General features: G+C 63.5%; 20 protein-coding genes. 14 read left to right on the top strand and 6 right to left on the bottom strand.

Annotated elements, in window-relative coordinates; genetic code table 11:
- Positions 1 to 181 precede the first annotated feature (181 nt).
- The 5 genes from ihfB to trpB all read left to right on the top strand — a co-directional run bounded on the left by ihfB (position 182) and on the right by trpB (position 3,358).
- Positions 182 to 469: an integration host factor subunit beta gene (gene ihfB, locus RGQ15_RS09975; protein WP_311160066.1), complete on the top strand. Its 288-nt coding sequence runs from the start codon at positions 182 to 184 to the stop codon at positions 467 to 469.
- Positions 470 to 505: 36 nt separating this feature from the next.
- Positions 506 to 907 (top strand): LapA family protein, encoded by a 402-nt coding sequence (locus tag RGQ15_RS09980; protein WP_311160067.1) that lies wholly within the window; start codon positions 506 to 508, stop codon positions 905 to 907.
- Between the two features lie 2 nt (positions 908 to 909).
- A complete protein-coding gene (locus RGQ15_RS09985; protein ID WP_311160068.1) occupies positions 910 to 1,557 on the top strand; it encodes a phosphoribosylanthranilate isomerase in 648 nt (215 codons plus the stop codon).
- A gap of 69 nt (positions 1,558 to 1,626) precedes the next feature.
- Positions 1,627 to 2,073, top strand: a complete 447-nt coding sequence (locus tag RGQ15_RS09990; RefSeq protein ID WP_311160069.1) for a GNAT family N-acetyltransferase — start codon at positions 1,627 to 1,629, stop codon at positions 2,071 to 2,073.
- 52 nt (positions 2,074 to 2,125) lie between these two features.
- Positions 2,126 to 3,358, top strand: a complete 1,233-nt coding sequence (gene trpB / locus RGQ15_RS09995; RefSeq protein ID WP_311160070.1) for a tryptophan synthase subunit beta — start codon at positions 2,126 to 2,128, stop codon at positions 3,356 to 3,358.
- Between the two features lie 122 nt (positions 3,359 to 3,480).
- Here the strand turns inward: trpB and RGQ15_RS10000 are convergent, their stop codons facing one another.
- Positions 3,481 to 4,098, bottom strand: a complete 618-nt coding sequence (locus RGQ15_RS10000) for a DsbA family protein (RefSeq protein WP_311160071.1) — start codon at positions 4,096 to 4,098, stop codon at positions 3,481 to 3,483.
- An 88-nt stretch (positions 4,099 to 4,186) separates the two neighbouring features.
- Here RGQ15_RS10000 and alkB point away from each other — a divergent pair, with 88 nt between their 5' ends.
- Positions 4,187 to 4,825: a DNA oxidative demethylase AlkB gene (gene alkB, locus RGQ15_RS10005; RefSeq protein WP_311160072.1), complete on the top strand. Its 639-nt coding sequence runs from the start codon at positions 4,187 to 4,189 to the stop codon at positions 4,823 to 4,825.
- On the opposite strand, the gene RGQ15_RS10010 is transcribed toward alkB, so the two are convergent.
- The 3 genes from RGQ15_RS10010 to puuE form a co-directional block, all read right to left on the bottom strand.
- Entirely contained in the window at positions 4,816 to 5,211 is a 396-nt protein-coding gene (locus RGQ15_RS10010) for a VOC family protein (RefSeq protein ID WP_311160073.1), read from the bottom strand. The two genes, alkB and RGQ15_RS10010, sit on opposite strands and share 10 nt — an antisense overlap.
- Positions 5,212 to 5,281: 70 nt before the next feature.
- Complete coding sequence (locus RGQ15_RS10015; RefSeq protein WP_311160074.1) at positions 5,282 to 6,112, bottom strand: bifunctional allantoicase/(S)-ureidoglycine aminohydrolase; 831 nt, start codon at positions 6,110 to 6,112, stop codon at positions 5,282 to 5,284.
- A 5-nt stretch (positions 6,113 to 6,117) separates the two neighbouring features.
- Positions 6,118 to 7,527 (bottom strand): allantoinase PuuE, encoded by a 1,410-nt coding sequence (gene puuE / locus RGQ15_RS10020; protein ID WP_311160075.1) that lies wholly within the window; start codon positions 7,525 to 7,527, stop codon positions 6,118 to 6,120.
- Between the two features lie 217 nt (positions 7,528 to 7,744).
- On the opposite strand from puuE, the gene RGQ15_RS10025 reads away from it, so the two are divergent.
- The 5 genes from RGQ15_RS10025 (at position 7,745) to RGQ15_RS10045 (ending at position 13,739) form a co-directional block, all read left to right on the top strand.
- Entirely contained in the window at positions 7,745 to 9,046 is a 1,302-nt protein-coding gene (locus RGQ15_RS10025) for an NCS2 family permease (RefSeq protein WP_311160076.1), read from the top strand.
- A 590-nt stretch (positions 9,047 to 9,636) separates the two neighbouring features.
- Positions 9,637 to 11,556: a DUF3604 domain-containing protein gene (locus tag RGQ15_RS10030; RefSeq protein WP_311160077.1), complete on the top strand. Its 1,920-nt coding sequence runs from the start codon at positions 9,637 to 9,639 to the stop codon at positions 11,554 to 11,556.
- A 3-nt stretch (positions 11,557 to 11,559) separates the two neighbouring features.
- Complete coding sequence (locus RGQ15_RS10035) at positions 11,560 to 11,886, top strand: hypothetical protein (protein ID WP_311160078.1); 327 nt, start codon at positions 11,560 to 11,562, stop codon at positions 11,884 to 11,886.
- 6 nt (positions 11,887 to 11,892) lie between these two features.
- The gene (locus RGQ15_RS10040; RefSeq protein WP_311160079.1) at positions 11,893 to 12,744 is read left to right on the top strand and encodes a peptidylprolyl isomerase; all 852 of its coding nucleotides are present in this window, start codon (positions 11,893 to 11,895) and stop codon (positions 12,742 to 12,744) included.
- Positions 12,741 to 13,739, top strand: a complete 999-nt coding sequence (locus tag RGQ15_RS10045; protein WP_311160080.1) for a HupE/UreJ family protein — start codon at positions 12,741 to 12,743, stop codon at positions 13,737 to 13,739. The genes RGQ15_RS10040 and RGQ15_RS10045 overlap by 4 nt, the downstream gene beginning before the upstream one ends.
- 63 nt (positions 13,740 to 13,802) lie before the next feature.
- Here RGQ15_RS10045 and RGQ15_RS10050 read toward each other — a convergent pair whose 3' ends face one another.
- The gene (locus RGQ15_RS10050) at positions 13,803 to 14,531 is read right to left on the bottom strand and encodes a Crp/Fnr family transcriptional regulator (RefSeq protein ID WP_311160081.1); all 729 of its coding nucleotides are present in this window, start codon (positions 14,529 to 14,531) and stop codon (positions 13,803 to 13,805) included.
- Between the two features lie 116 nt (positions 14,532 to 14,647).
- Between RGQ15_RS10050 and RGQ15_RS10055 the strand changes: the two genes are divergently transcribed.
- From RGQ15_RS10055 to RGQ15_RS10065, 3 genes are read left to right on the top strand one after another with little or no spacing between them, the layout of a single operon-like run.
- Entirely contained in the window at positions 14,648 to 16,468 is a 1,821-nt protein-coding gene (locus tag RGQ15_RS10055; protein WP_311160082.1) for a DUF3604 domain-containing protein, read from the top strand.
- Positions 16,469 to 16,476: 8 nt separating this feature from the next.
- Positions 16,477 to 17,346 (top strand): peptidylprolyl isomerase, encoded by an 870-nt coding sequence (locus tag RGQ15_RS10060; protein ID WP_311160083.1) that lies wholly within the window; start codon positions 16,477 to 16,479, stop codon positions 17,344 to 17,346.
- The gene (locus RGQ15_RS10065) at positions 17,343 to 18,335 is read left to right on the top strand and encodes a HupE/UreJ family protein (RefSeq protein ID WP_311160084.1); all 993 of its coding nucleotides are present in this window, start codon (positions 17,343 to 17,345) and stop codon (positions 18,333 to 18,335) included. The genes RGQ15_RS10060 and RGQ15_RS10065 overlap by 4 nt, the downstream gene beginning before the upstream one ends.
- A gap of 1,030 nt (positions 18,336 to 19,365) precedes the next feature.
- Here the strand turns inward: RGQ15_RS10065 and RGQ15_RS10070 are convergent.
- Positions 19,366 to 20,697, bottom strand: a complete 1,332-nt coding sequence (locus RGQ15_RS10070; protein ID WP_311160085.1) for an McrC family protein — start codon at positions 20,695 to 20,697, stop codon at positions 19,366 to 19,368.
- Positions 20,698 to 20,807: the final 110 nt, after the last annotated feature.

The following is a 20,807-nucleotide window of genomic DNA, read 5'->3' on the forward strand; positions in this document are numbered from 1 at the left end:
GCCCCCGACCCTCGCGGTCGGGGGCGTTTTTCATGCGAGAATCCGCCGAACCGCGTGATCTATCTTAAAAAAATCGCAACCTTTTGCCGAAGTCGACGTTCAGCCATTGAAACGCGGCCGCGCTGATTTAAGATTAACGCAGCAGGTCGTTGTGGGAACTTGCCAAAATCCGGGAACTCAGATGATCCGATCCGAACTGATCCAGAAGATTTCAGAAGAGAACCCGCATCTGTTCCAGCGGGATGTCGAGCGGATCGTGAACACGGTCTTCGAGGAAATCATAAATGCCATGGCGCGGGGCGACAGGGTCGAACTGCGCGGCTTTGGTGCGTTCTCGGTCAAGAAGCGCGATGCCCGACAGGGCCGCAATCCGCGCACCGGCGAGGCGGTCAGCGTCGACCAGAAACATGTGCCTTTCTTCAAGACCGGGAAGTTGCTCCGCGAGCGGTTGAACGGCGAGGGCGAATAAGCCAGATTGGCGGCGAATTCTGCTGCGGGGTGAATCATGCGCGTGATCAGGCTTGTCCTTATTTTTCTTCTGGCCGTCGTGCTGATCCTTGTGGCCTTGGCCAATCGTGCACCGATTACGGTCAACCTGGTGCCCGAAAGCCTATCTCGTTTCACCAATGGCCAATGGTCGATGACCCTGCCGGGCTTCCTTGCCCTGTTTATCGCCATGGTTTTCGGTCTGATCGTCGGTCTGGTCTGGGAATGGCTTCGCGAACATGGCCAACGCGCCGAAGCAAAGGCCCGCGCCCGTGAACTGGCCCGGCTTGAGCGCGAGGTCGGTGACCTGCGCCGCACCCATTCCGCGCCCAAGGACGACGTTCTGGCCATCCTCGACGAATCCGCTTCGCGCCCGGCGCCCAAACCCGCAGCCGCCGCCGCTCTTCCGGCCCCGCGCTAGCCATGCCTGTTTCCGTCAAGATCTGTGGGCTGAACGAGCCTGCAGCCGTCGATGCGGCGGTGAAGTCCGGGGCACGCTATCTGGGTTTCGTCTTCTTCCCCCAATCGCCGCGACATGTCACCGCCGCGACGGCCTCGTCTCTCGTGGCCAATGTGCCTTTGGGCATCGCGCGTGTGGGTTTGTTCGTCAATCCGGACGATGCCGCGCTGGAGGCGACACTCGCGCAGGTGCCATTGGATATCGTCCAGCTTCATGGCAGCGAAAGCCCCCAGCGCGTCGCCGAGGTCAAGGCCCTGACGGGCCTTCCTGTCATGAAGGCCGTCGGTGTGGCCGAACCGGCGGATCTGGACGCGATCTGGGATTACGGCCTTGTGGCCGACATGCTGCTGATCGACGCAAAGGCGCCGAAGGATGCGGTGCTGCCGGGCGGCAATGGTCTTGCCTTCGATTGGCGGCTGCTGGCGGGTCGGCAGATCCTGAAGCCCTGGCTCCTGGCCGGCGGGCTTACCCCGGACAATGTGGGTGAGGCGATCCGCTTGACGCGTGCCCAGGGTGTCGATGTGTCCTCGGGTGTCGAATCCGCGCCGGGTGTGAAAGACACACAGAAGATCGCGAAGTTCATTGCACGGGCCACGGCCCCGATCCTTTGACGGCTGCGACCGGGGTCAGTTCCGAGGCGAGTGGCCCGCCCGGCCCGGATCAATTGGAAAGGATGTGCGGTGACGATCAGTTTTCGCGTCGCGGAACAGGCTGACGTCGCCCCGGTCGTCGCATTGCTGGCCGATGACATGCTGGGCCAGACCCGCGAGCGGGGGGATATGTCGACCTATCAGGCGGCGTTCGAAGCCATGCGGGCAGAAGGGGGCAATCACCTGGTCGTGGGGGTGATCGCGACAGAGGTTGTCGCCTGTTACCAGATCACCTTCATTTCGGGCCTGTCACTTTCTGCCGCACGTCGTGCCCAGATCGAGGGGGTCCGCGTTGCATCAAGCCATCGAGGCCAGCGCATCGGCGAGGCGTTGATGCGCGATGCCGAGGCACGTGCCCGCGAGGCGGGCTGCGCGCTTTTGCAGTTCACGACGAACAGGTCAAGAGCGGATGCGCATCGTTTCTACGACCGCCTCGGCTTTACCCCTTCCCATATCGGCTATAAGAAATCACTGTGAGGGGCGGCAGCCCTTCTTCTGATCCAATTCCCGACCGCGCGCGAGGAGAGCCATGGCCGAAGATCTCATCAACAGCTTCATGACCGGCCCGGATGAGCAGGGGCGTTTCGGCATCTTTGGCGGGCGCTTTGTCAGCGAGACGCTGATGCCGCTGATCCTGGATCTGGAAGCGGAATACGAACGCGCCAAGACCGATCCGGAGTTCTGGGCCGAGATGGACGACCTGTGGAAACACTATGTCGGCCGTCCGAGCCCGCTATATTTCGCGCCGCGCCTGACCGAAGAACTGGGCGGCGCGAAGATCTATCTCAAGCGTGAAGAGCTGAACCACACCGGCAGCCACAAGATCAACAACGTGCTGGGCCAGATCCTGCTCGCACGTCGCATGGGCAAGACCCGGATCATTGCCGAAACCGGCGCGGGCCAGCATGGCGTGGCGACCGCCACGGTCTGCGCGCGTTTCGGGCTGAAATGCATCGTCTACATGGGCGCGCATGATGTCGAGCGTCAGGCGCCGAACGTGTTCCGCATGCGCCTTCTGGGCGCCGAAGTCGTGCCGGTCACCTCGGGCCGCGGCACGCTCAAGGACGCGATGAATGACGCGCTGCGCGACTGGGTGACCAATGTGCGCGACACCTTCTATTGCATCGGCACGGTGGCGGGCCCGCATCCCTATCCCGCCATGGTGCGCGATTTCCAATGTATCATCGGCCGCGAGACCCGCTGGCAGCTGGAAGAGCAGGAGGGCGAGGGCCGTTTGCCCGACAGCGTCATCGCCGCGATCGGTGGAGGCTCGAATGCCATGGGGTTGTTCCACCCCTTCCTCGACGATCCTTCCGTGCGCATCATCGGGGTCGAAGCGGGTGGCAAAGGCGTCGATGAGCGCATGGAGCATTGCGCCAGCCTGACCGGCGGGCGCCCCGGCGTGCTGCACGGCAACCGCACCTATCTGCTGCAGGACGATGCTGGCCAGATCCTCGAGGGCCATTCGATCAGCGCGGGGCTCGACTATCCGGGCATCGGGCCGGAGCACGCCTGGCTGAAGGAACAGGGCCGGGCAGAGTATGTCAGCGTAACCGATACCGAAGCGCTCGAGGCCTTCCAGACCCTCTGCCGCCTCGAAGGCATCATTCCGGCGCTGGAGCCCAGCCACGCGTTGGCCCATGTCATCAAGATCGCGCCCGAATTGCCCCGCGATCACATCATGGTGGTTAACCTGTCCGGCCGGGGCGACAAGGATATCTTTGCGGTCGCGAAGCATCTGGGTGTCGACATCCAGACCTGATTTTCGCGGACGGTGACCAGGGACGAGATGGGGCGACGGGCCAACCAGCCGTCGCCCTTTTCCAATTCGGGGTCTTCGGAAAGCTCGCGTCTATGCCGAGCTTGCGGGCCCGCAGCTTGCGCTTATTTGCCCGAACGGGCCTCGGCCACCAGTTCGGCGAGATCGGCTTGGGGCAGGGCGCCGAAGACCGCGCGATTGCCTGCCACGAAGCTTGGTGTTCCGACCAGTCCGATATCATCCGCAAGGCCCAGCGATTTCTCGATCTGGGCCGTGATCTCGGGCGATTCCATGTCCTTTTTCAGGCGCGCGATGTCGAGCCCAAGATCGCGTGCGACGCGCATGACCGAAGCTTCCTCGGCACGGCCATTCATGCCCATGAGGGCGCGGTGGAACTCGGGATAACGGCCCTGCTTGGCGGCGGCGAGCGCGGCCTTTGCCGCGAAGCGTGACCCATCGCCGAAGATCGGGATCTCATGCACGACGAGCTTGATGCCGGGATCGGATTTCAGCAAGCCCATCACAACCGGCATGGACTTTCGGCAGAAGCCGCAATTGTAGTCCGAAAACTCGACCAGGGTGACGTCTCCGGCCGGGTTTCCCATCACGGGCGAAGCAGGATCGTTGAAGACCGCGTTCTTGATCGCGGCGATCTCTGCCGCGGTCATGTCCTGGGCGGATGCCGCACCGCAGGACAGCGTGATCAGCAGGGTCGCGGCGATTGCGGCAAGTTTGCGGCGCATGGGATGCTCCTTTCGCTTCTTGCATTCTGGGCCTGACTGGCCATGGCTGGTCAAGGGGCTTGAAATGACAATCATGTGGGAGAGAAGGATGGAATCCGACCTTTTCGGTGACCGGCGGGACGAAATCATCGCCCCCGGAGCGATGATCCTGCGCGGCATTGGGGCTGACCGCGATCTTCTGGCCGGTCTCGCCTCGGTCGAAGCCCGTGCGCCTTTTCGACGCATGATGACGCCGGGAGGGCGTCAGATCGGGGTCGAGATGACGAATTGCGGGATGCTTGGCTGGGTCAGCGACCGGCGTGGCTACCGCTATGAAACGCACGATCCAGAAAGCGGCCGGCCCTGGCCCGACATGCCCCCCTGTTTCGTGGAACTGGCGCATGAGGCCGCGCTCATCGCCGGGTTCGAAGCTTTCGAACCCGACGCCTGCCTGATCAACCGTTATGCGCCGGGCGTGAAGATGGGCCTGCACCAGGACCGGGACGAGGCCGGTTTCGATGCGCCCATCGTTTCGGTGTCCCTTGGGTTGCCCGCGACCTTCCAGTTCGGCGGCACCGATCGCAAGGACCCGGTGCGGCGGCATGAATTGCACCATGGCGACGTGGCCGTGTGGGGCGGGCCGTCGCGTCTGGCCTGGCACGGTATCCTGACCCTGAAACCAGGCGAGCACCCCGAAACCGGGCGCTGCCGGATCAACCTGACATTCCGACAGGCCGGTCAGAGATAGCGACCGCCCCGCTGCAGCACTTCGATCTGGTAGCCATCCGGATCGGCGATGAAGAAGAACCGCGCGATGACCTCTCCGCCCGGCGCGAAATCGACCAGCTTGCGGGGCTCAAGACCGGCTTCGGACAGCCGGGCATGTTCCGCCGCGACATCTTCGACCGAAACCGCGAGATGGCCATATCCGTCGCCCAGATCATAGGGCGCGGTGCGATCCTTGTTGACCGTCAACTCAAGCTCGAATTCTGTTTCTGGGTTCGACAGGTAGATCAGCGTGAAGCTGTCGAAGTCCAGGCGATCTGCGACCTTGAGCCCGAAGGCGGTCTCGTAGAAGGCGAGCGAGCGGGCCTCGTCGAGCACGCGGATCATCGAATGGATTGCCTTGGCCATGGGTATCTCCTGTTTTCGGGCAATCTAGCGGCGGGTCGGCAAATGCAAAAGGGGCCCGAAGGCCCCGATCTCAGCGCCAGAGCGGCGCGTGGCGGTTCACGTCCTTGTAGAGCAGGTAGCGGAAGTTCCCCGGGCCGCCTGCGTAGCAGCATTGCGGGCAGAAGGCGCGCAGCCACATGAAATCGCCGGGGCCGACCTCGACCCAGTCGCGGTTCAGGCGATAGACCGCCTTGCCCTCGATGACGAATAGCCCGTGCTCCATGACATGGGTCTCGGCAAAGGGGATGGTGCCGCCGGGGCTCAGGGTCACGATGGTGATATGCATGTCATGGCGCATATCGGTCGGGTCCATGAAGCGGGTCGTGGCCCAGCTGCCGCCGGTATCAGGCATCGGGATCGGCGCGATGTCGCGTTCATTGGCGATGATGACATCGGGCTTCTCGACACCCTCGACCGCCTGCCAGCGCTTGCGCCACCAATGGAAGCGCGAGACCTGGTCGCCATTCGCGACCGACCAGTCCATGCCTGCCGGGATATAGGCGAAACCGCCGGGGGTCAGTTCATGGGTTTTGCCGTCGATGGTCAGGGTCACGCTGCCATCGGTGACAAAGATCGCGGCCTGCGCGCCCTCGTCGGTCTCGGGCTGGGCCGAGCCGCCGCCGGGTTGCAGCTCCACGACATATTGGCTGAAGGTCTCGGCAAAGCCCGAAAGCGGGCGGGCGATCACCCACATCCGCATCCCGGTCCAACCGGGCAGGAAGCTGGTGACGATGTCGCGCATCGTCGAAGCCGGGATCACCGCATAGGCTTCGGTGAAGACCGCGGTATCGGTCGACAGGTCCGTCTGCGGCGGCAGGCCTGCAAGGGGCCCGGCATAGCGGGGTGCGCTGACTTCGCTCATCTTGTTCATCCTTTCAGCGCGTCCTTCAGGCGCAGCTCTGCGATGCGCATGACCTGACGTTCGGCCGTGTCGCGCTCGGTTTTCGTGTCATTGGCAAGGCGGGCCTGCATCGCGGCCATGATGCCAGCCTTGTCATGGTCGCGCACGGCGATGATGAAGGGAAAGCCGTGCTTTTCCACATATTCGGTGTTCACGCGCTGGAACTCGGCGCGTTCCGCATCGGTCAGGGCATCCAATCCCGCCGAGGCCTGTTCGGACGTGCTTTCCGCGGTCAGCCGCTTGGCCTCGGCTAGCTTGCCTGCAAGGTCGGGGTGGGCGATCAGCACGCCAAGGCGTTCCTCGTCGCTGGCCGCGCGGAAGACCTGCGCCATGCGTGCGGAAAGCCCGCCCGGTGTGTCGTGGACCCTTCCCATCTCGCCGTCCCAGACGCGCTCGGCGATGAAGGGGGAATGCTCGTAGATGCCACCGAAGGTCGAGACGAAAACGTCGCGCTCCATCTCCGAGGGGCGCAGGCGGGGCTGGTAGGGATGTTCTTTCGCCCAGTGCCGGGCAATGTCCAGGCGCGAGGCGAACCAGACCCCCTCATGCGCGCGGGCGTGTTCCAGGAACTTCTGGATGGCGATGGCGCGGCCCGGACGGCCGGCGAGGCGGCAATGCAGCCCGATCGACATCATCTTCGGCGCGCCGGCCGCGCCTTCGGCATAGAGCACGTCGAAGCTGTCGCGCAGGTAGTCGAAGAACTCGACCCCGGTGCCGAAACCCTGGCCCGACGAGAAGCGCATGTCATTGGCATCCATCGTATAGGGCACCATGAGCTGCGGCTTGCCTTGGTGGACATGCCAGTAGGGCAGGTCGTCGGCGATGGTGTCGGCGAGATATTCAAACCCGCCTTCCTCGCATCCCAGCGCCACCGTGTTCATCGAGGTGCGGCCCTGGTAGAAGCCGCGGGGACGTTCGCCGGTGACGCGGGTATGCAGTTCGACGGCCTTGGCGATGTGCTCGGCCTCGACCTCGCGCGGGATGTTGCGATAGTCGATCCACTTGTAGCCATGGGTCGCGATTTCCCAGCCGGCGCGCTGCATCGCGGCCACCTGTTCGGGCGCGCGTTCAAGCGCGGTGGCGACCCCGTAGACGGTGACCGGAATATCCTTCAGCAGGCGGTGCAGCCGCCAGAAGCCCGCGCGTGCGCCATAGTCGTAGATCGATTCCATGTTCCAGTGCCGCTGCCCCGGCCAGGGCTGGGCGCCGATGATCTCGGACAGGAATGCCTCGGATGCCGCGTCGCCGTGCTCGATGCTGTTCTCGCCGCCTTCCTCGTAATTCATCACGATCTGAACGGCGATCCTGGCGCCGCCCGGCCATCTCGGGTCGGGGGCGTTTTCGCCATATCCGATCATGTCGCGGCTATATCGCATCGCTTGCATCCCTTTCGCATTTCCGGCTGTAATGCAGCATCACCTTGCCACCGCCATCGGCAAGGTAAGAAATGCTATAATCAGAGACCAGCTTTCATTGAAAATGGTGCTTTACTCATAAAGCGTTGAAACTCTGTCGCTGGAGCCGGCATTTGCGTTGAAGATGGCTGGTCCTAGTCTGTCCGCCTCGGTGGGCAAACCGCCAAAGGGAGGATCAATGCTAGACAGACAATTTGGCCTTGCGGCCAAGGGCACCAGCGTGAGGACAGAGGTGGTCGCGGGGATCACGACCTTCCTGACGATGGCCTATATCATCTTCGTGAACCCTGATATCCTGTCGACGACCGGAATGGATCGCAACGCGGTCTTCGTCGCCACCTGCCTTGCAGCCGCCCTGGGCTCGGCCATCATGGCGCTCTGGGCCAACTGGCCCATCGGCATGGCGCCGGGGATGGGGCTCAACGCGTTCTTCGCCTTTACCGTGGTTGGAACGCTGGGCTTCACCTGGCAGCAGGCGCTGGGGGCGGTCTTCATATCCGGCCTCGTCTTCCTGTTCCTTTCGGTCACCGGGATACGGCGCTGGCTGATCGCGGGCATCCCGACATCAATGCGCAGTGCCATCGCGGCGGGGATCGGCATGTTCCTTGGCCTTATCGCGCTGAAGAATGCAGGGCTTGTCGTGGACAATCCCGCGACGCTGGTCGGGCTTGGCGACCTGACCCAGACGCCGACATTGCTTGCCGCGGCCGGCTTCTTCATCATCGCCGCGCTTGACGCGCTCAAGATCCGCGGCTCGATCCTGATCGGCATCCTCGTGATCACCGTGATCTCGATCGCGATTGGAGCGAGCCCTTTCGGAGGCGTGTTGTCGATGCCGCCCTCGATCGCGCCGACCTTCCTGCAGCTTGACGTTGCCGGAGCCCTGACCGTCGGAATTTTCCATGTCATCCTGGTGATGGTCCTTGTCGAGGTGTTCGACGCGACCGGCACGCTGATCGGTGTTGCCAAGCGCGCCGGGTTGCTGACGCAAGGACCGACACATACGAACCCTAATCTCGGACGCGCGCTGATGGCGGATTCGACCGCGATCCTTGCAGGCTCGCTTCTGGGAACCAGTTCGACGACCGCCTATGTCGAAAGCGCCTCGGGCGTGCAGGCGGGGGGGCGGACGGGCCTGACAGCATTGGTCGTGGCCGGACTTTTCCTGCTTGCGATCTTCTTTGCCCCTCTCGCGGGTTCGGTTCCCGCCTACGCGACCGCGCCTGCGCTGCTATACGTGGCATGCCTGATGGTGCGCGAGTTCGAAGAAATCGAGTGGCGTGACGTGACCGAGTCGGCCCCGGCCGTGCTGACCGCTCTGATGATGCCTTTCACCTATTCGATCGCGAACGGTCTGGCCTTCGGCTTTGTCAGCTATGCGCTGATCAAGCTGCTGACAGGTCGGGTCCGTGAGGTGCATCTGGCGACCTGGGTAGTCGCGGGGCTTTTCGTGATCCGATTTGCCTTCTTCATGGAATGACGCTTTGCCCCGGGGGGGTGTTGCCCCCCAGTTCCACGTCTGATGTGGTCCAAAACCCCAACCCTGCCAGAGGCGGGAAACCGCGTCGGCATCCAGGTATCGCGCATCAACGCCGCAAGGTCCGGTTCTTCTCGACCATGGAACTGGTCAACCCGCCCGAACAGGAAAGGCCAGGGGAAAAGCTGGCCAACTCGTGGAAACCCTGATCCGGCTGGATGTCGTTCACCGGGCAAACGGCCGCCAGGTCCGTTTGCCCGATCCGCCTCACTGGTGGATGAACTGGGATATTTGCCGATCAGCGCCTCCGGAGGTGTGCGATTGACGGCGCAGGATCGGGCCTGATCTTCCCTGATTTGTTACACGCCTTGAGGCTCGCAGACGCGAGCGAGCAACCCACCGTTGAGAAGGGGTAAGAACCCGCCTTGCGTCACCGCGGCGCGTCTTTCCTGAGGGAAGCGCGGGCTCCGCCAGACCGGCCATTTGGGCCTTGTGCGGTCATTTCAGGCTTGCGGCAGCTTCGGAGAAGGTTCTTACTTACAGTAAGGACCTGACTCATGACTTCCTCGCCTTAACAGCCGCAGGGTATTCACATGTCCCGTCATATTCTCCTTCTCGCGCTCTCTTCGACTTTCCTTGCCAGCCCTCTCGCGGCGCAGGTCAATACCGATGCGGGCGAGATAAACCCAAAGATGATCGAGCGCTTCTTCAACCAGCCGGGCTATTCGCCCTATGCCGGGCGCAAATTCGCGACTGAACCGCTCTGGGGTGAGATCCATCTGCACACCAGCTGGTCGCCCGATGCCTTTGCCGGGGGGACCCGCGTCGGGCCGGATGAAGCATTGAAATATGCCGAGGGCGAGACGATCACCTCGAGCACCGGACAGCCGGTGCGCCTGTCGCGACCCTATGACTTCCTGATGGTGGCGGACCACTCCGACGCGATGGGCGTCGTCGCCAGCATTTATGAGGGTGACCAGGCGATGATGGCCGACCCGGTGCTCAAGCGCTGGCATGAAGAGATGCAGAAGGGGGGCGAGGCTGCCAGCAAGGTGGTGATCGAGATGATCACCCTTCAGGGACAAGGCAAGATCCCGAAGCCCATGACCGATCCCAACACCCAGATGGATATCTGGCACAAGATGACCGAGATCGTCGAAAGCCATAACAACCCGGGCAAGTTCACCGCCCTGATCGGCTACGAATGGACCTCGAATTACGGTGGGGGCAACAACCTGCACCGCAACGTGGTCTATCGCGACGGCAAGGACAAGGCCGACATGGTGCGGCCCTACACGACCTTCGATAGCGAGCTGCCGAACCAGTTCTGGGAATGGATGCAGGCCTACGAGGATAAGACCGGCGGCCAGGTTCTGGCCGTGCCCCATAACGGCAACCTGTCGAACGGGCTGATGTTCGCGACCGAGACGCCGGACGGGAAGCCCATTGACGCCGCCTGGGCCGAGACCCGCGCCAGGTGGGAACCCCTCTACGAGGTCACGCAGGGCAAGGGTACGTCCGAGCAGCACCCGTCGCTGGCACCCAGCGACGAATTCGCCGATTTCGAGATCTGGGACAAGGGGAACCTGAACGTCGTACCGAAAGAACCGGGCATGATCGATTACGAATATGCCCGCGAGGCGCTGAAGCGGGGCTTGAAGCTGGAGGACGAGTTCGGCACCAACCCCTTCAAGTTCGGCCTGATTGGCTCGACCGACGCGCATACCGGCATCTCCTCGACGGAAGAGAACAACTTCTGGGGCAAGTTCCCTGCCAGCGAACCGGGACCGGAACGCTCGACCGCCAACGCCTTCGATTTCGACGGCCGCACCGTCAAGGACTGGAAGCTTGGTGCCTCGGGGCTGACCGCTGTCTGGGCGCCCGAGAATACCCGCGCCTCGATCTGGGATACGATGAAACGCAAGGAGGTCTATGGCACCACGGGGACGCGCATCACGCTGCGCTTCTTCGGCGGCTGGGACTTTGTTCCCGAGGATGCGCTGGGGCGGACGCCGGCCAATATCGGCTATGGCAAGGGTGTGCCGATGGGCAGCGACCTGATGCCCGCGCCAGAAGGGGCCTCTGCGCCCAGTTTCCTGGTCGCGGCGCTGAAGGACCCGTTCTCGGGCAATCTCGACCGCATCCAGATCGTCAAGGGCTGGGTCGATGCCGCGGGCGAGATGCAGGAAAAGATCTATGACGTTGCCTGGTCGGGCGACCGCAAGCCGGATGCGGATGGCAAGCTGCCCTTGGTCGGCAATACGGTCGATGTCGAGAAGGCGACCTTCACCAATACGATCGGCGCCCCGGAACTGATCACGGTCTGGACCGATCCCGAGTTCGACCCGGCGCTCAAGGCCTTCTACTATGCCCGGGTACTCGAGATCCCGACGCCGCGCTGGACGGCCTATGACGCGGCCTATTTCGAGGATGCGAATTTCTCCGACGACGTGCCGATGACCGTGAACGAGCGCGCCTACAGCTCGCCGATCTGGTATGGCCCGGCCAAGTGAGCCATGACTGGACTGGGCTCAAGCGTGACCCTCGACCGCCCCTTCGACGCGGCGGTCGAGGCGGTTACCGCGGCGCTCTCGGCCGAAGGTTTCGGGATGACCGCGCGGATCGATCTCGACCGGGCCTTCGCCGAGAAGCTGGGTCCCGACTTCCGCCGCTATGCCGTGGAGCAAAGCCCCGGCGGCTGCCTTGTCCGGATCGCCGATGCGGGCGCGATGATGGGCATTGGCAATCTGGGAGAAAGTCCCGAGATCGCCACACTTGCCACGGATGCCGCGGCCCGGCTGATCCGCGTGACAATGCCCCTGCAGGGCGCGACAAAGGGTTGAAGGACGATGCTGAAGACCAGGTTCCGGGCGATCCTTGCCTCGCCGCTCCTGCATTTCTTCGTTCTTGGGGGGCTTGTCTTCGGCTATTACAGCCTCAAGAACCCGGCCTCGGAACAGCCCCCGACCGATGACGTGCTGCGGCTCTCCGAAACCGACGCCCAGCGGCTGGTGGTCGACTTCTTCACCACCTGGCATCGCGCCCCGACCCGCGAGGAATTGCGCGGCCAGATCCGCGACTGGGCCATCGAGGAAGCCTCGGTGCGCGAGGCCCTGGCCCTTGGCCTTGACCAGGGCGACGCGATGATCCGCAACCGGCTGCGCAACAAGGTCGAGTTCCTGGCCGAGGCTCCGGCCGCCGCGCTGACCCCCGACGAGGCCACCCTTGCGGCCTATTACCGGGCCAATGCCGCGCGTTTCAGCCATGACGGAGAGCTGAGCTTTGCGCAGGTCCTGCTGCCCGCGAATGCCGGGCCGGACGAGGTCGAGGCGGTAAAGGCAGAGCTCGAACAGGGGGCCGACCCGGGCGCGCTCAGCAATTCCAGCATGCTGCCGCCCCAGGTCGAGGGCATGGCCGCGCCCGCGGTCGAGCGCCTCTTCGGCAAGGGCTTCGGCAAGGAGGTCGCGGGCCTGCCGCTGGACCGCTGGTCCGGTCCGCTGCAAAGCGGCTATGGCGCGCATCTCGTGCGGCTCGAAAAGCGCCTGGAAGGAGTGCTGCCCCCGCTATCCCAGGTGCGTGAACGCGTGCTCGGGGAATGGCGCGCCGACGAAGCCCGCAAGCTGCGCGAGGACTATACCGCCAACCTCCTGCAGCGCTATCGGCTGGAACTGCCGGAAATCCCCGACGAGGTTAGGCAATGACCCTTCGCACGGCCATGCTTGCCCTTTTGCTGGCGGTCCTGCATCCGATCTTGGCGCTCGCCCATGCATTGGACCCCGGCTACCTGGAATTATCCGCCATGGGCAAGGACCGCTGGCGCGTGACGTGGCGGATGCCCGATGTGAGCGGCCGCCCCATGGGCATCACGCCCGCGCTGCCCGCGAATTGCGGCGCCGAACCGCCCCCGGCGCCGCATTTCGACGGGCGCGGCTGGAGCACGGCCTATGTCGCGACCTGTCCCGGCGGGCTGGCCGGTGGGCAGATCCGCATCGAAGGGCTGGAAAATACCCGCACCGATACCCTCGTCCGCTACGAGATGACGCCGGGCAAGGCGGTGACGCAGCGCCTGACCGCCGACGCCCCGGGCTTCACCGTCCCCGCCGACCCCGGCGCCTTCGAGGTCTTCACCAGCTATGTCTCGCTCGGCGTGACGCATATCCTAGAGGGGATCGACCACCTGCTGTTCGTGCTGGCGCTGCTGCTGCTCGTGCGGGACCCCCGCCGCCTTCTCTGGGCGGTGACGGCCTTTACCCTCGCGCACAGCATCACGCTGGCCGCCGCGTCCATGGGCTGGCTGACGCTGCCCTCGGCCCCGGTCGAGGTGGTGATCGCGCTGTCGATCGTCTTCCTGGCCTATGAGCTTGCCAAGCCGCCAGCGCGCCGCGACCAGATCGCCGTGCGTTTTCCCGCGCTGGTATCGTTCGGCTTCGGCCTGGTCCATGGACTTGGCTTCGCCGGTGCCCTGCGCGAGATCGGCCTGCCGCAAGGCGACATCCCGATGGCGCTGCTGTCCTTCAATATCGGTGTCGAGACCGGTCAGCTCATCTTCATCGGGGCCGTCCTCACGCTTGGCTGGATCGCCCGGCGCCTGTTGCCCGCTGTCCTGACCGCCAGCCCCTGGACAAATCGTGCGGCCAGCTACGCGATCGGCAGCACGGCCGCATTCTGGGTCATCGAGCGCCTTCAGACTTTCTGAGGCCGCAGCTCAACCGGGCAGTTCCGGCCACCGGCAAGGTTCACGACCAGCCGTCATTCACTCTCACCGATCCAGCGCCACGTTCCGCTCATGCAACATCGCGGTATCGACGATTTCGATGCCGCGATATCCAAGCCGGATGGCCCCGGAATGGGCCAGATGCCGAAGCGCGTCGCCTGCGGCATTCCGTGACAGGTTGGCGATCTCGGCGAATTCCGTCTGGGAGATCGGCAGCACCGGCGGATCGAGTGCTGCGCCGGCGGCGAAATGCAGCCCCTCGCCAAGAAGGATGCGAAGCGTCAATGCTGCGCGCTGGATCGGCTGCTGCGTCCTGTTCGCGGCGATCACCGCGAAGGCGTGGTCGATCACCCCGACCGAGATATGGGCGATGTTGCGCCAGGCCTCGAACCCGGCGCGATCCAGCCGGCCTGCGGCCTCGGCGGGCAGATAGGCGATCCGGCAGGGCGTGCGGGCAATATGAGCGCCCCGCTTCGGGCTTTGGGTCAGCAGCGCGCTGTCCCCGAACCACCAGCCGGTCGTCGCCACATGAACCAGCGTCGGATCCAGCGCGCCGGGCGAGATCAGCACGTCGAGCCACCCCTCGATCAGCCCGTAAAGGCCGCCAGATTCGTCGCCGAGATGCATCGCGCTGTCGCCCCGCTCCATCCCCAGCAGCATGCAATTGTCCAGAACAGCATCCGCGAAGGGCAGGGGGCGGCCATGCAACCAGCCGCGCCCGCGAAGGGTGCGCCGGTCCGATTGCGTAAGGGCAATATTCTTCGAATTTCCCATAGATGGGCAATTCTAGCAGACGGCCGGGTCTAATCTAGGCCTCTCGTCATGAGCGACAGCATGCTAAGCTGTTATCGCTGGACTTTTCGATTCCCACCGGAGCGAGGAGAAATGCCATGATCCGACCAGGTTGCGCGCATATCCTTGGAATTGGTCTGCTTGCCGCCATGCCGGCCCCTGCGGCGATGGCCCAGACCGCCGAAAGCGACGTCCCGAAGAACCCCCTCAAGGAGGCCTATTTCGGCGAGCAGCATGTCCATACCGGCGTGTCGATGGACGCCTTCATCGCCGGCAACCGTCTGACGCCCGACGACGCCTATCGCTTCGCCCAGGGCGAAGAGATCATGGTCAATGGCAGCATGCACAAGATCAAGCGGCCGCTCGATTTCGTCGCCGTTACCGATCATTCCGAATTCATGGGCGAGGCCTATAGCCTGATGAACGAGGGCGCGCCGGGCTATGACGACGAGGTCGCTGTCGCGTTTCGCGAGGCGCCCGACCTTAAGACCGCGCTTGGGCTCTATGCCGAGTATGTTCTGACCCCCTTGGCTGGCGGCGGTGATCCTCATCCGGAATTCTTCCAGGGTGAAGAAGCGATCAAGTCGACCTGGAAGAAGAATTTCGAGGCCACTGAAAAGCACTACAAGCCGGGCAAGTTCACGACGATTCATGCCTATGAATGGACCTCGGCGCCGGGTGGGTCGAACCAGCATCGCAATGTCTTCTTCCGCGACACCAATGTGCCCGACATGCCGTTTTCCTCGAACGAGGGGGCGGATCCGGAGATGCTCTGGGCCTGGATGCAGGCGCAGCGCGACGACGGCAAGAAGGTTTTCGCAATCCCGCATAACTCGAATGAATCCAAGGGGCTGCTTTTCGCCGAGGCCAGCCTGACCGGCGTGCCGATCGGCAAGGATTATGCCGAGACGCGCGCCAGCATGGAGCCGTTGATCGAGATGATGCAGATCAAGGGCAATTCCGAGGTGGTGCCGAATTTCTGGCCCAGGGACGAATTCGCGGATTTCGAGAACGCGACCACGATCCAGCAGTTCAACGGTCGCGGCTTCGTCAAGGAGAATTTCGTCCGCTACGGGCTTGGGCGCGGCGTCAAGTACCATGCCGACCTGGGTGTGAACCCGTTCAAATACGGCTTCGTCGGCGGCACGGACAGCCATAACGGCACGCCCAGCAATGTCGAGGAGGACAATTATAGCGTGGGCAGCCACGGCTTGGCCGACCGGACCGCCGAGGTGCGCGCGACCAGCAATCTCGAGGGCGAGATGCTTGTCGCGGACATGAACCCGGGGGCGCTGACCGCGGTCTGGGCGGAATCGAACACCCGTGGCGCGATCTGGGATTCCATGATGGCCAAGGAGACCTTCGCCACCTCGGGGCCGCGGATGAAGGTGCGGGTCTTTGCCGGCCAAGGCTTTGCCGACAAGTATGACAGCTATGAGGCCATGGTCACCGACGGCTATGCCAAGGGCGTGCCGATGGGCGGGGATTACACAGGAAGTGAAGCACCGCAATTCCTGGTCTGGGCGATGAAGGACCCGATCGGTCCCAATCTGGACCGCATCCAGATCATCAAGGGCTGGTACGCGGATGGCGAGATGAAGGACCGCGTTTATGACGTGGTTGCCTCGGGCGACCGGCTGCAGGCGGATGGCAAGGTGACGCCGATCGATGCGCCGATCAACCTGGAAACTGGCGCGTTCAATGCCGAGAAGGGCGATCCCGAGCTGATGGCCGTCTGGACCGATCCCGAATGGGATGCCGCGCAGGAGGCATTCTACTATGTCCGAGTGCTTCAGCTGCCGACCGCGCGCTGGACGCTTTACGACGAGTTGCGTGCGGGTGTGAAATATCCCGACAACGTCAAGCGCGAGATCGTCGAGCGGGCCTGGGCCTCGCCGATCTGGCATGAAGTGAACTGAGACCCGACATGCTGCGACAGATTGCGCGCGAGCCGCTTTTCCATTTCCTTGTTCTGGGCGGGCTCATCTTCGTGGCCTGGTCCTGGCTGGCGCCGCCCGAGCCGGCCGGGTCCGGGGATGAGGTGATCGTGATCGACCAGTCCCGGCTCGACCATCTTCAGACGATGTGGAAGGCGCAATGGAAGCGCGATCCCGCCCCCGAGGACGTTGCCGCGATCATCGACCGGCATCTGCAGCAAGAGGTCTTCTATCGCGAGGCGCTGCAGATGGGGCTGGATCGCGACGACGAGATCATCCGAACCCGTCTGGCCCAGAAGATGGAGGCGGTGGCGAGCGACCTGAGCAGCCTGATGCAGCCCGCGACCGAAGAGAAGCTGCGGGCCTTCCATGCGGCGCGGCCCGATCTCTTCACCCTGCCGCAGGCCTTCGCCTTCCGGCAGGTGCTGTATCTTCCCTCCGAGGCGGGCGATGCCCGTATCAAGACCACGCTTGCCACGCTGCGTTCGGGGGGTGCGGTGCCCGCCGATCGGCGCAGCAAGCTATCGCTGCCGCTCGACTGGCCGCTGACCTCGGGCCAGGATCTGAACAATGCCTTTGGCGGAGGCTTTGCGAAGGCCTTGGCGAAGCTACCCGTCGGCAGTTGGTCCGGTCCGGTCCGTTCTGGGCTGGGGCTTCACCTGGTGCAGGTCACCGAAATTCAGCCCGAGCGGCTCGCACCCTTCGACGAGATCCGCGATGAGGTCGCCCGGCAATACGAATATTACACCGTGCTCGACGCGCAGCAGCGCGTCTTCAAGGAACTGCTTGGCAAGTACAGGGTCCGCTTCGACGCGCAGGGCGTCCCCGACGCGGTGATCCAGGAATATGCACGGCCATGACCCTGCGCTTCCTCCTTGCCCTGTTCCTGAGCCTCGCCGCCCTGGCGCCGCGCGCGCAGGCGCATGAGATCCGCCCGGCCTATCTTCAGATCGACGAGCAGACCCCGCACCACTACAAGCTGCTGTGGAAGGTGCCCACGCGCGACGGCATGGTGCAGGATATCCGGCCCGCATTCGAGCCCGGCTTCACCCTGACCCCGCTTCCGGGCGAGAGCGTCGTGAACGGCTTCGTGCTTTTCCGCTACACCCTGACCGGCGAGAGGGCCCTGCCGGGGACGGTGGTCAAGATCGACAATCTGGAACGCACCGCGATCGACGCGCTGGTCGAGATCAGGCTTCTCGACGGGACACGGCACAGCTTTCTGCTGAAGCCCCGGGACAGCGCGCGCCTGGTGCCCAAGGCACCCTCAGCCTGGGAGGTGGTCACGACTTATACCCGGCTCGGGGTCGAGCATATCCTGGCGGGCGTAGATCACCTGGCTTTCGTCGCGGCGCTGATCCTGGTCGTGCGCGGTTGGCCGATGCTGTTGAAGACGGTGACCGCCTTCACCGTGGCCCATTCGATCACGCTGGCGCTGGCGACGTTTGGCTATGTCTCGCTGCCGTCGCCCCCGGTCGAGGCGCTGATCGCGCTGAGCATCGTGCTGATCGCGGTCGAGGCCGTCCACCTGCGCCGCGGCCGCGAAAGCCTTGCCACGCGCTGGCCCTGGATCGTCGCCTTCGCCTTCGGCCTGCTGCACGGGCTGGGCTTCGCGGGTGCTTTGCGCGAAATCGGCCTGCCGCAGGGCGACATCCCGCTGGCGCTGCTGTTCTTCAACATCGGCGTCGAGTTGGGCCAGCTTTGCTTCATTGCGCTGCTGTCGGGACTTGTCGCACTGGCACGGCGGCTGGTGTCGCTGCCCCGGATCGCACCCGTCGCTGCCGCCTATGCCATCGGCGCGGTGGCCATGTTCTGGGTCATCCAGCGCCTCGACGGAATGTTCCTGTAAGCTGAGATCACGTAGGCCGTCGAGGAGGGACCTGCAGCACTGCTCGCGCTTCGCTTTGTCTGCTTCGGCAAGCCTCGTGCTGCCATTCGAAGCGCGTTGCTTGTGTGGCCGCTTCCCTAGGTTTTTGCTGGCACAATGCAGCGCCGACCCAATCCTGCTTTCCGCCCGATTTGTGTTGTGAGTGGTCCTGTCGCGCTGCGCCTTGCCTGACGACCGCTTCCGAGATTTTGCCGTGGCTGCCATGCCACATCGCGGCAGACTGCACTCCGCCCGTCACGGGCCGCTGGGCCGGGTGATCGCTGCGCCGCGCACGAGTGTCCGCTTTCCCAAGTTTCTGCAGCTGCAACGCCGCACCTCCATCAGGCCGCTCGCCGCCCTCTCGCGGGGGATCCGCCTGGGCTCTCGCTGCGGCACCTCCGAACGGCTGCTCCGACAAGTTGCTGCAGCTGCAACGCCGCACCGCCATCAGGCTGCTCTCCGCCCGCGAGACCTGTCCAAGATCCAGACGGCGCTCTGATGCCGTTGGCTCAGTGGCGCTCAACGTGGGGACGCGGCCTACCGCGAATGTTGACGCCGTGATCGTGTCGCGCTGTTCATTTCGTGAGCAAGTTTCGGGCCCACCTTCGCAATGCGGGCAACGGCGCCGTTGGATGGTCGGCGATGCTTTGTCACGCGCAAATAAGATAGAGGAAAGCGCATGGGTGCGGTGGCAAATTCTCGATGTCAGGGGCAGGAAAGCTGATGCCCCCAGCGTCGAAACTGCTTTCCCTCCAATGATTTTCTAAATGAAAAACAGGTCTTTAATGGCACTTCACCGAAACGGGCTCAGTCAACTGCTCGAGAGAGAACGGCGGTCGGAGAATGAAAATCAGGCTCGACTTGACGGGGTGGGTGAAACGACCATCACACACAACCCTCGAAAACAACGAGAAAATCCTACTGTGACGGTGTGGGTAGATTTGTTTTGCCAAGCCAAGTGGCGGAGCGGTTGGGCCTGGGGTCGAACATTCTCCGTCCGTCAGTAGGCCGCTTATCTGCTGTCGGTTCCGGGGCCAGTTGCTTCGACTATGGCCTGATCGCCGACAAGCAATCTTCGGAGTCTATCGAGTATGTTGGCACTATTCGCCACGTCTATGCTGGCGGTCTCAAGGATCGTGGCATGCCCGGTGATGCGATGGCGGGCATGGACAACGTCTTCGGTTCCGAGGCCGGGGTGATGGGGATAGAGTAGCGTTAAGCGGGGAGCGCGATAGAGCTGCGCATAGGCCATCATCTGATAGACGTCGGCCTGAGAGACGCCTTGCTTGGGATCGTCAATCCGCGAAGATATCCGCTTCCACTTGGTATCGATGACATGGGTTACGGCACCACGCCTTCGGATCAGGATGTCGGGCCTGGTCTGGAACAGCCCGCGTTCACTGTCCTGCGCGCTGAGGCAGAACAGGCGACCCCCTTGGAGCGAAGCGGTAAATCCAGTTCCCGCCAGAGCGCGAGCGACCAGCCGTCCGACATATTCTTCGAACAGTGCGTTCGTTTCGAAAAGCATCGCGGTTCCTTCGCCAGTCCCGCCCGTCGTCGTCTGGTAGCGGTCATGCAGGAAGAGACGCGCCATGGCGAACAGCTCTCGCCAGGACCGGTTGGTCCGGTCCATGACGACCTCGTCCCATCGCAGAGCGAGGACCGGAACATCGGCGATGTCGGCATAAACAAATGCCAGTTCGCGCAGGCGCTTCTGGTTGGCGCTGCTCCGGGAGAGGCGAAACAGGTGAACCATTGCTGCCTTCATGATCCGGTTGAGCGGCGTATCTTCCGATAGAAGATCGAAACGGCAGGCGAGGCGCGACGGATTGACCGCATGGCGGGTGAACTGACGGTTCACGTCGAGTTGGCCACGCAAAGTCGGCAAGTCTTCTTCGCGCCCGACATAACGGCGCGGCATGCCTTTGCGCAGCGTTTCGGTCAGCTTGTCGCAAAAAATGCGAATCAAGATTTCCAAGAGCGTTTCGCGCTGCCAGGCGAGATCGGTAATGACACCGAGGTCAATCTTGAGATCAAGCGCGACGGCAAGCATATGGACCAGACGTTTTCGGATCGCGGCGTTCTGGTGAACGGGTGTTTCTCCGGGTGCCACATCGATCTTTGGCAGGATCTCAAGGCTTGCATCACCCGCCGCCAGAATTCCGACAACCCCGCGGGCACGCAAGGCGTTCCTGCCATGCTCTAGCACCCCACTGCCGCCGCGTCCGGCGAAGGCCGAGCGGGCCGCCAGCCCTGCCAAACGGTCGGCATGGTGCACCGCGATCTGACCTTCGGCCTCGCCGTAGACGAGCTTGTCCCACTCACGAACCGTATAAGCGGGCATCAGGCAGCGAAGCCTGAAAAATCAAAGGCGGTCTTCACGCTCCAGCGTCGTTTTTCTCCGGCCAGATCATCATCGGTGAAGCCGGCGGGGGCCACCAACCGTCTGGATTC

The organism is Paracoccus sp. MBLB3053 (assembly GCF_031822435.1).
Classification (GTDB): Bacteria; Pseudomonadota; Alphaproteobacteria; order Rhodobacterales; family Rhodobacteraceae; genus Paracoccus; species Paracoccus aurantius.

Excerpts from the sequence above, each read along its gene's own strand:
- ihfB (WP_311160066.1), top strand. The coding sequence starts at position 182 with ATGATCCGATCCGAACTGATCCAGAAGATTTCAGAAGAGAACCCGCAT.
- RGQ15_RS09980 (WP_311160067.1), top strand. The coding sequence starts at position 506 with ATGCGCGTGATCAGGCTTGTCCTTATTTTTCTTCTGGCCGTCGTGCTG.
- RGQ15_RS09985 (WP_311160068.1), top strand. The coding sequence starts at position 910 with ATGCCTGTTTCCGTCAAGATCTGTGGGCTGAACGAGCCTGCAGCCGTC.
- trpB (WP_311160070.1), top strand. The coding sequence starts at position 2,126 with ATGGCCGAAGATCTCATCAACAGCTTCATGACCGGCCCGGATGAGCAG.
- RGQ15_RS10000 (WP_311160071.1), bottom strand. The coding sequence starts at position 4,098 with ATGCGCCGCAAACTTGCCGCAATCGCCGCGACCCTGCTGATCACGCTG.
- alkB (WP_311160072.1), top strand. The coding sequence starts at position 4,187 with ATGGAATCCGACCTTTTCGGTGACCGGCGGGACGAAATCATCGCCCCC.
- RGQ15_RS10010 (WP_311160073.1), bottom strand. The coding sequence starts at position 5,211 with ATGGCCAAGGCAATCCATTCGATGATCCGCGTGCTCGACGAGGCCCGC.
- RGQ15_RS10015 (WP_311160074.1), bottom strand. The coding sequence starts at position 6,112 with ATGAGCGAAGTCAGCGCACCCCGCTATGCCGGGCCCCTTGCAGGCCTG.
- puuE (WP_311160075.1), bottom strand. The coding sequence starts at position 7,527 with ATGCGATATAGCCGCGACATGATCGGATATGGCGAAAACGCCCCCGAC.
- RGQ15_RS10025 (WP_311160076.1), top strand. The coding sequence starts at position 7,745 with ATGCTAGACAGACAATTTGGCCTTGCGGCCAAGGGCACCAGCGTGAGG.
- RGQ15_RS10030 (WP_311160077.1), top strand. The coding sequence starts at position 9,637 with ATGTCCCGTCATATTCTCCTTCTCGCGCTCTCTTCGACTTTCCTTGCC.
- RGQ15_RS10035 (WP_311160078.1), top strand. The coding sequence starts at position 11,560 with ATGACTGGACTGGGCTCAAGCGTGACCCTCGACCGCCCCTTCGACGCG.
- RGQ15_RS10040 (WP_311160079.1), top strand. The coding sequence starts at position 11,893 with ATGCTGAAGACCAGGTTCCGGGCGATCCTTGCCTCGCCGCTCCTGCAT.
- RGQ15_RS10045 (WP_311160080.1), top strand. The coding sequence starts at position 12,741 with ATGACCCTTCGCACGGCCATGCTTGCCCTTTTGCTGGCGGTCCTGCAT.
- RGQ15_RS10050 (WP_311160081.1), bottom strand. The coding sequence starts at position 14,531 with ATGGGAAATTCGAAGAATATTGCCCTTACGCAATCGGACCGGCGCACC.
- RGQ15_RS10055 (WP_311160082.1), top strand. The coding sequence starts at position 14,648 with ATGATCCGACCAGGTTGCGCGCATATCCTTGGAATTGGTCTGCTTGCC.
- RGQ15_RS10060 (WP_311160083.1), top strand. The coding sequence starts at position 16,477 with ATGCTGCGACAGATTGCGCGCGAGCCGCTTTTCCATTTCCTTGTTCTG.
- RGQ15_RS10065 (WP_311160084.1), top strand. The coding sequence starts at position 17,343 with ATGACCCTGCGCTTCCTCCTTGCCCTGTTCCTGAGCCTCGCCGCCCTG.
- RGQ15_RS10070 (WP_311160085.1), bottom strand. The coding sequence starts at position 20,697 with ATGCCCGCTTATACGGTTCGTGAGTGGGACAAGCTCGTCTACGGCGAG.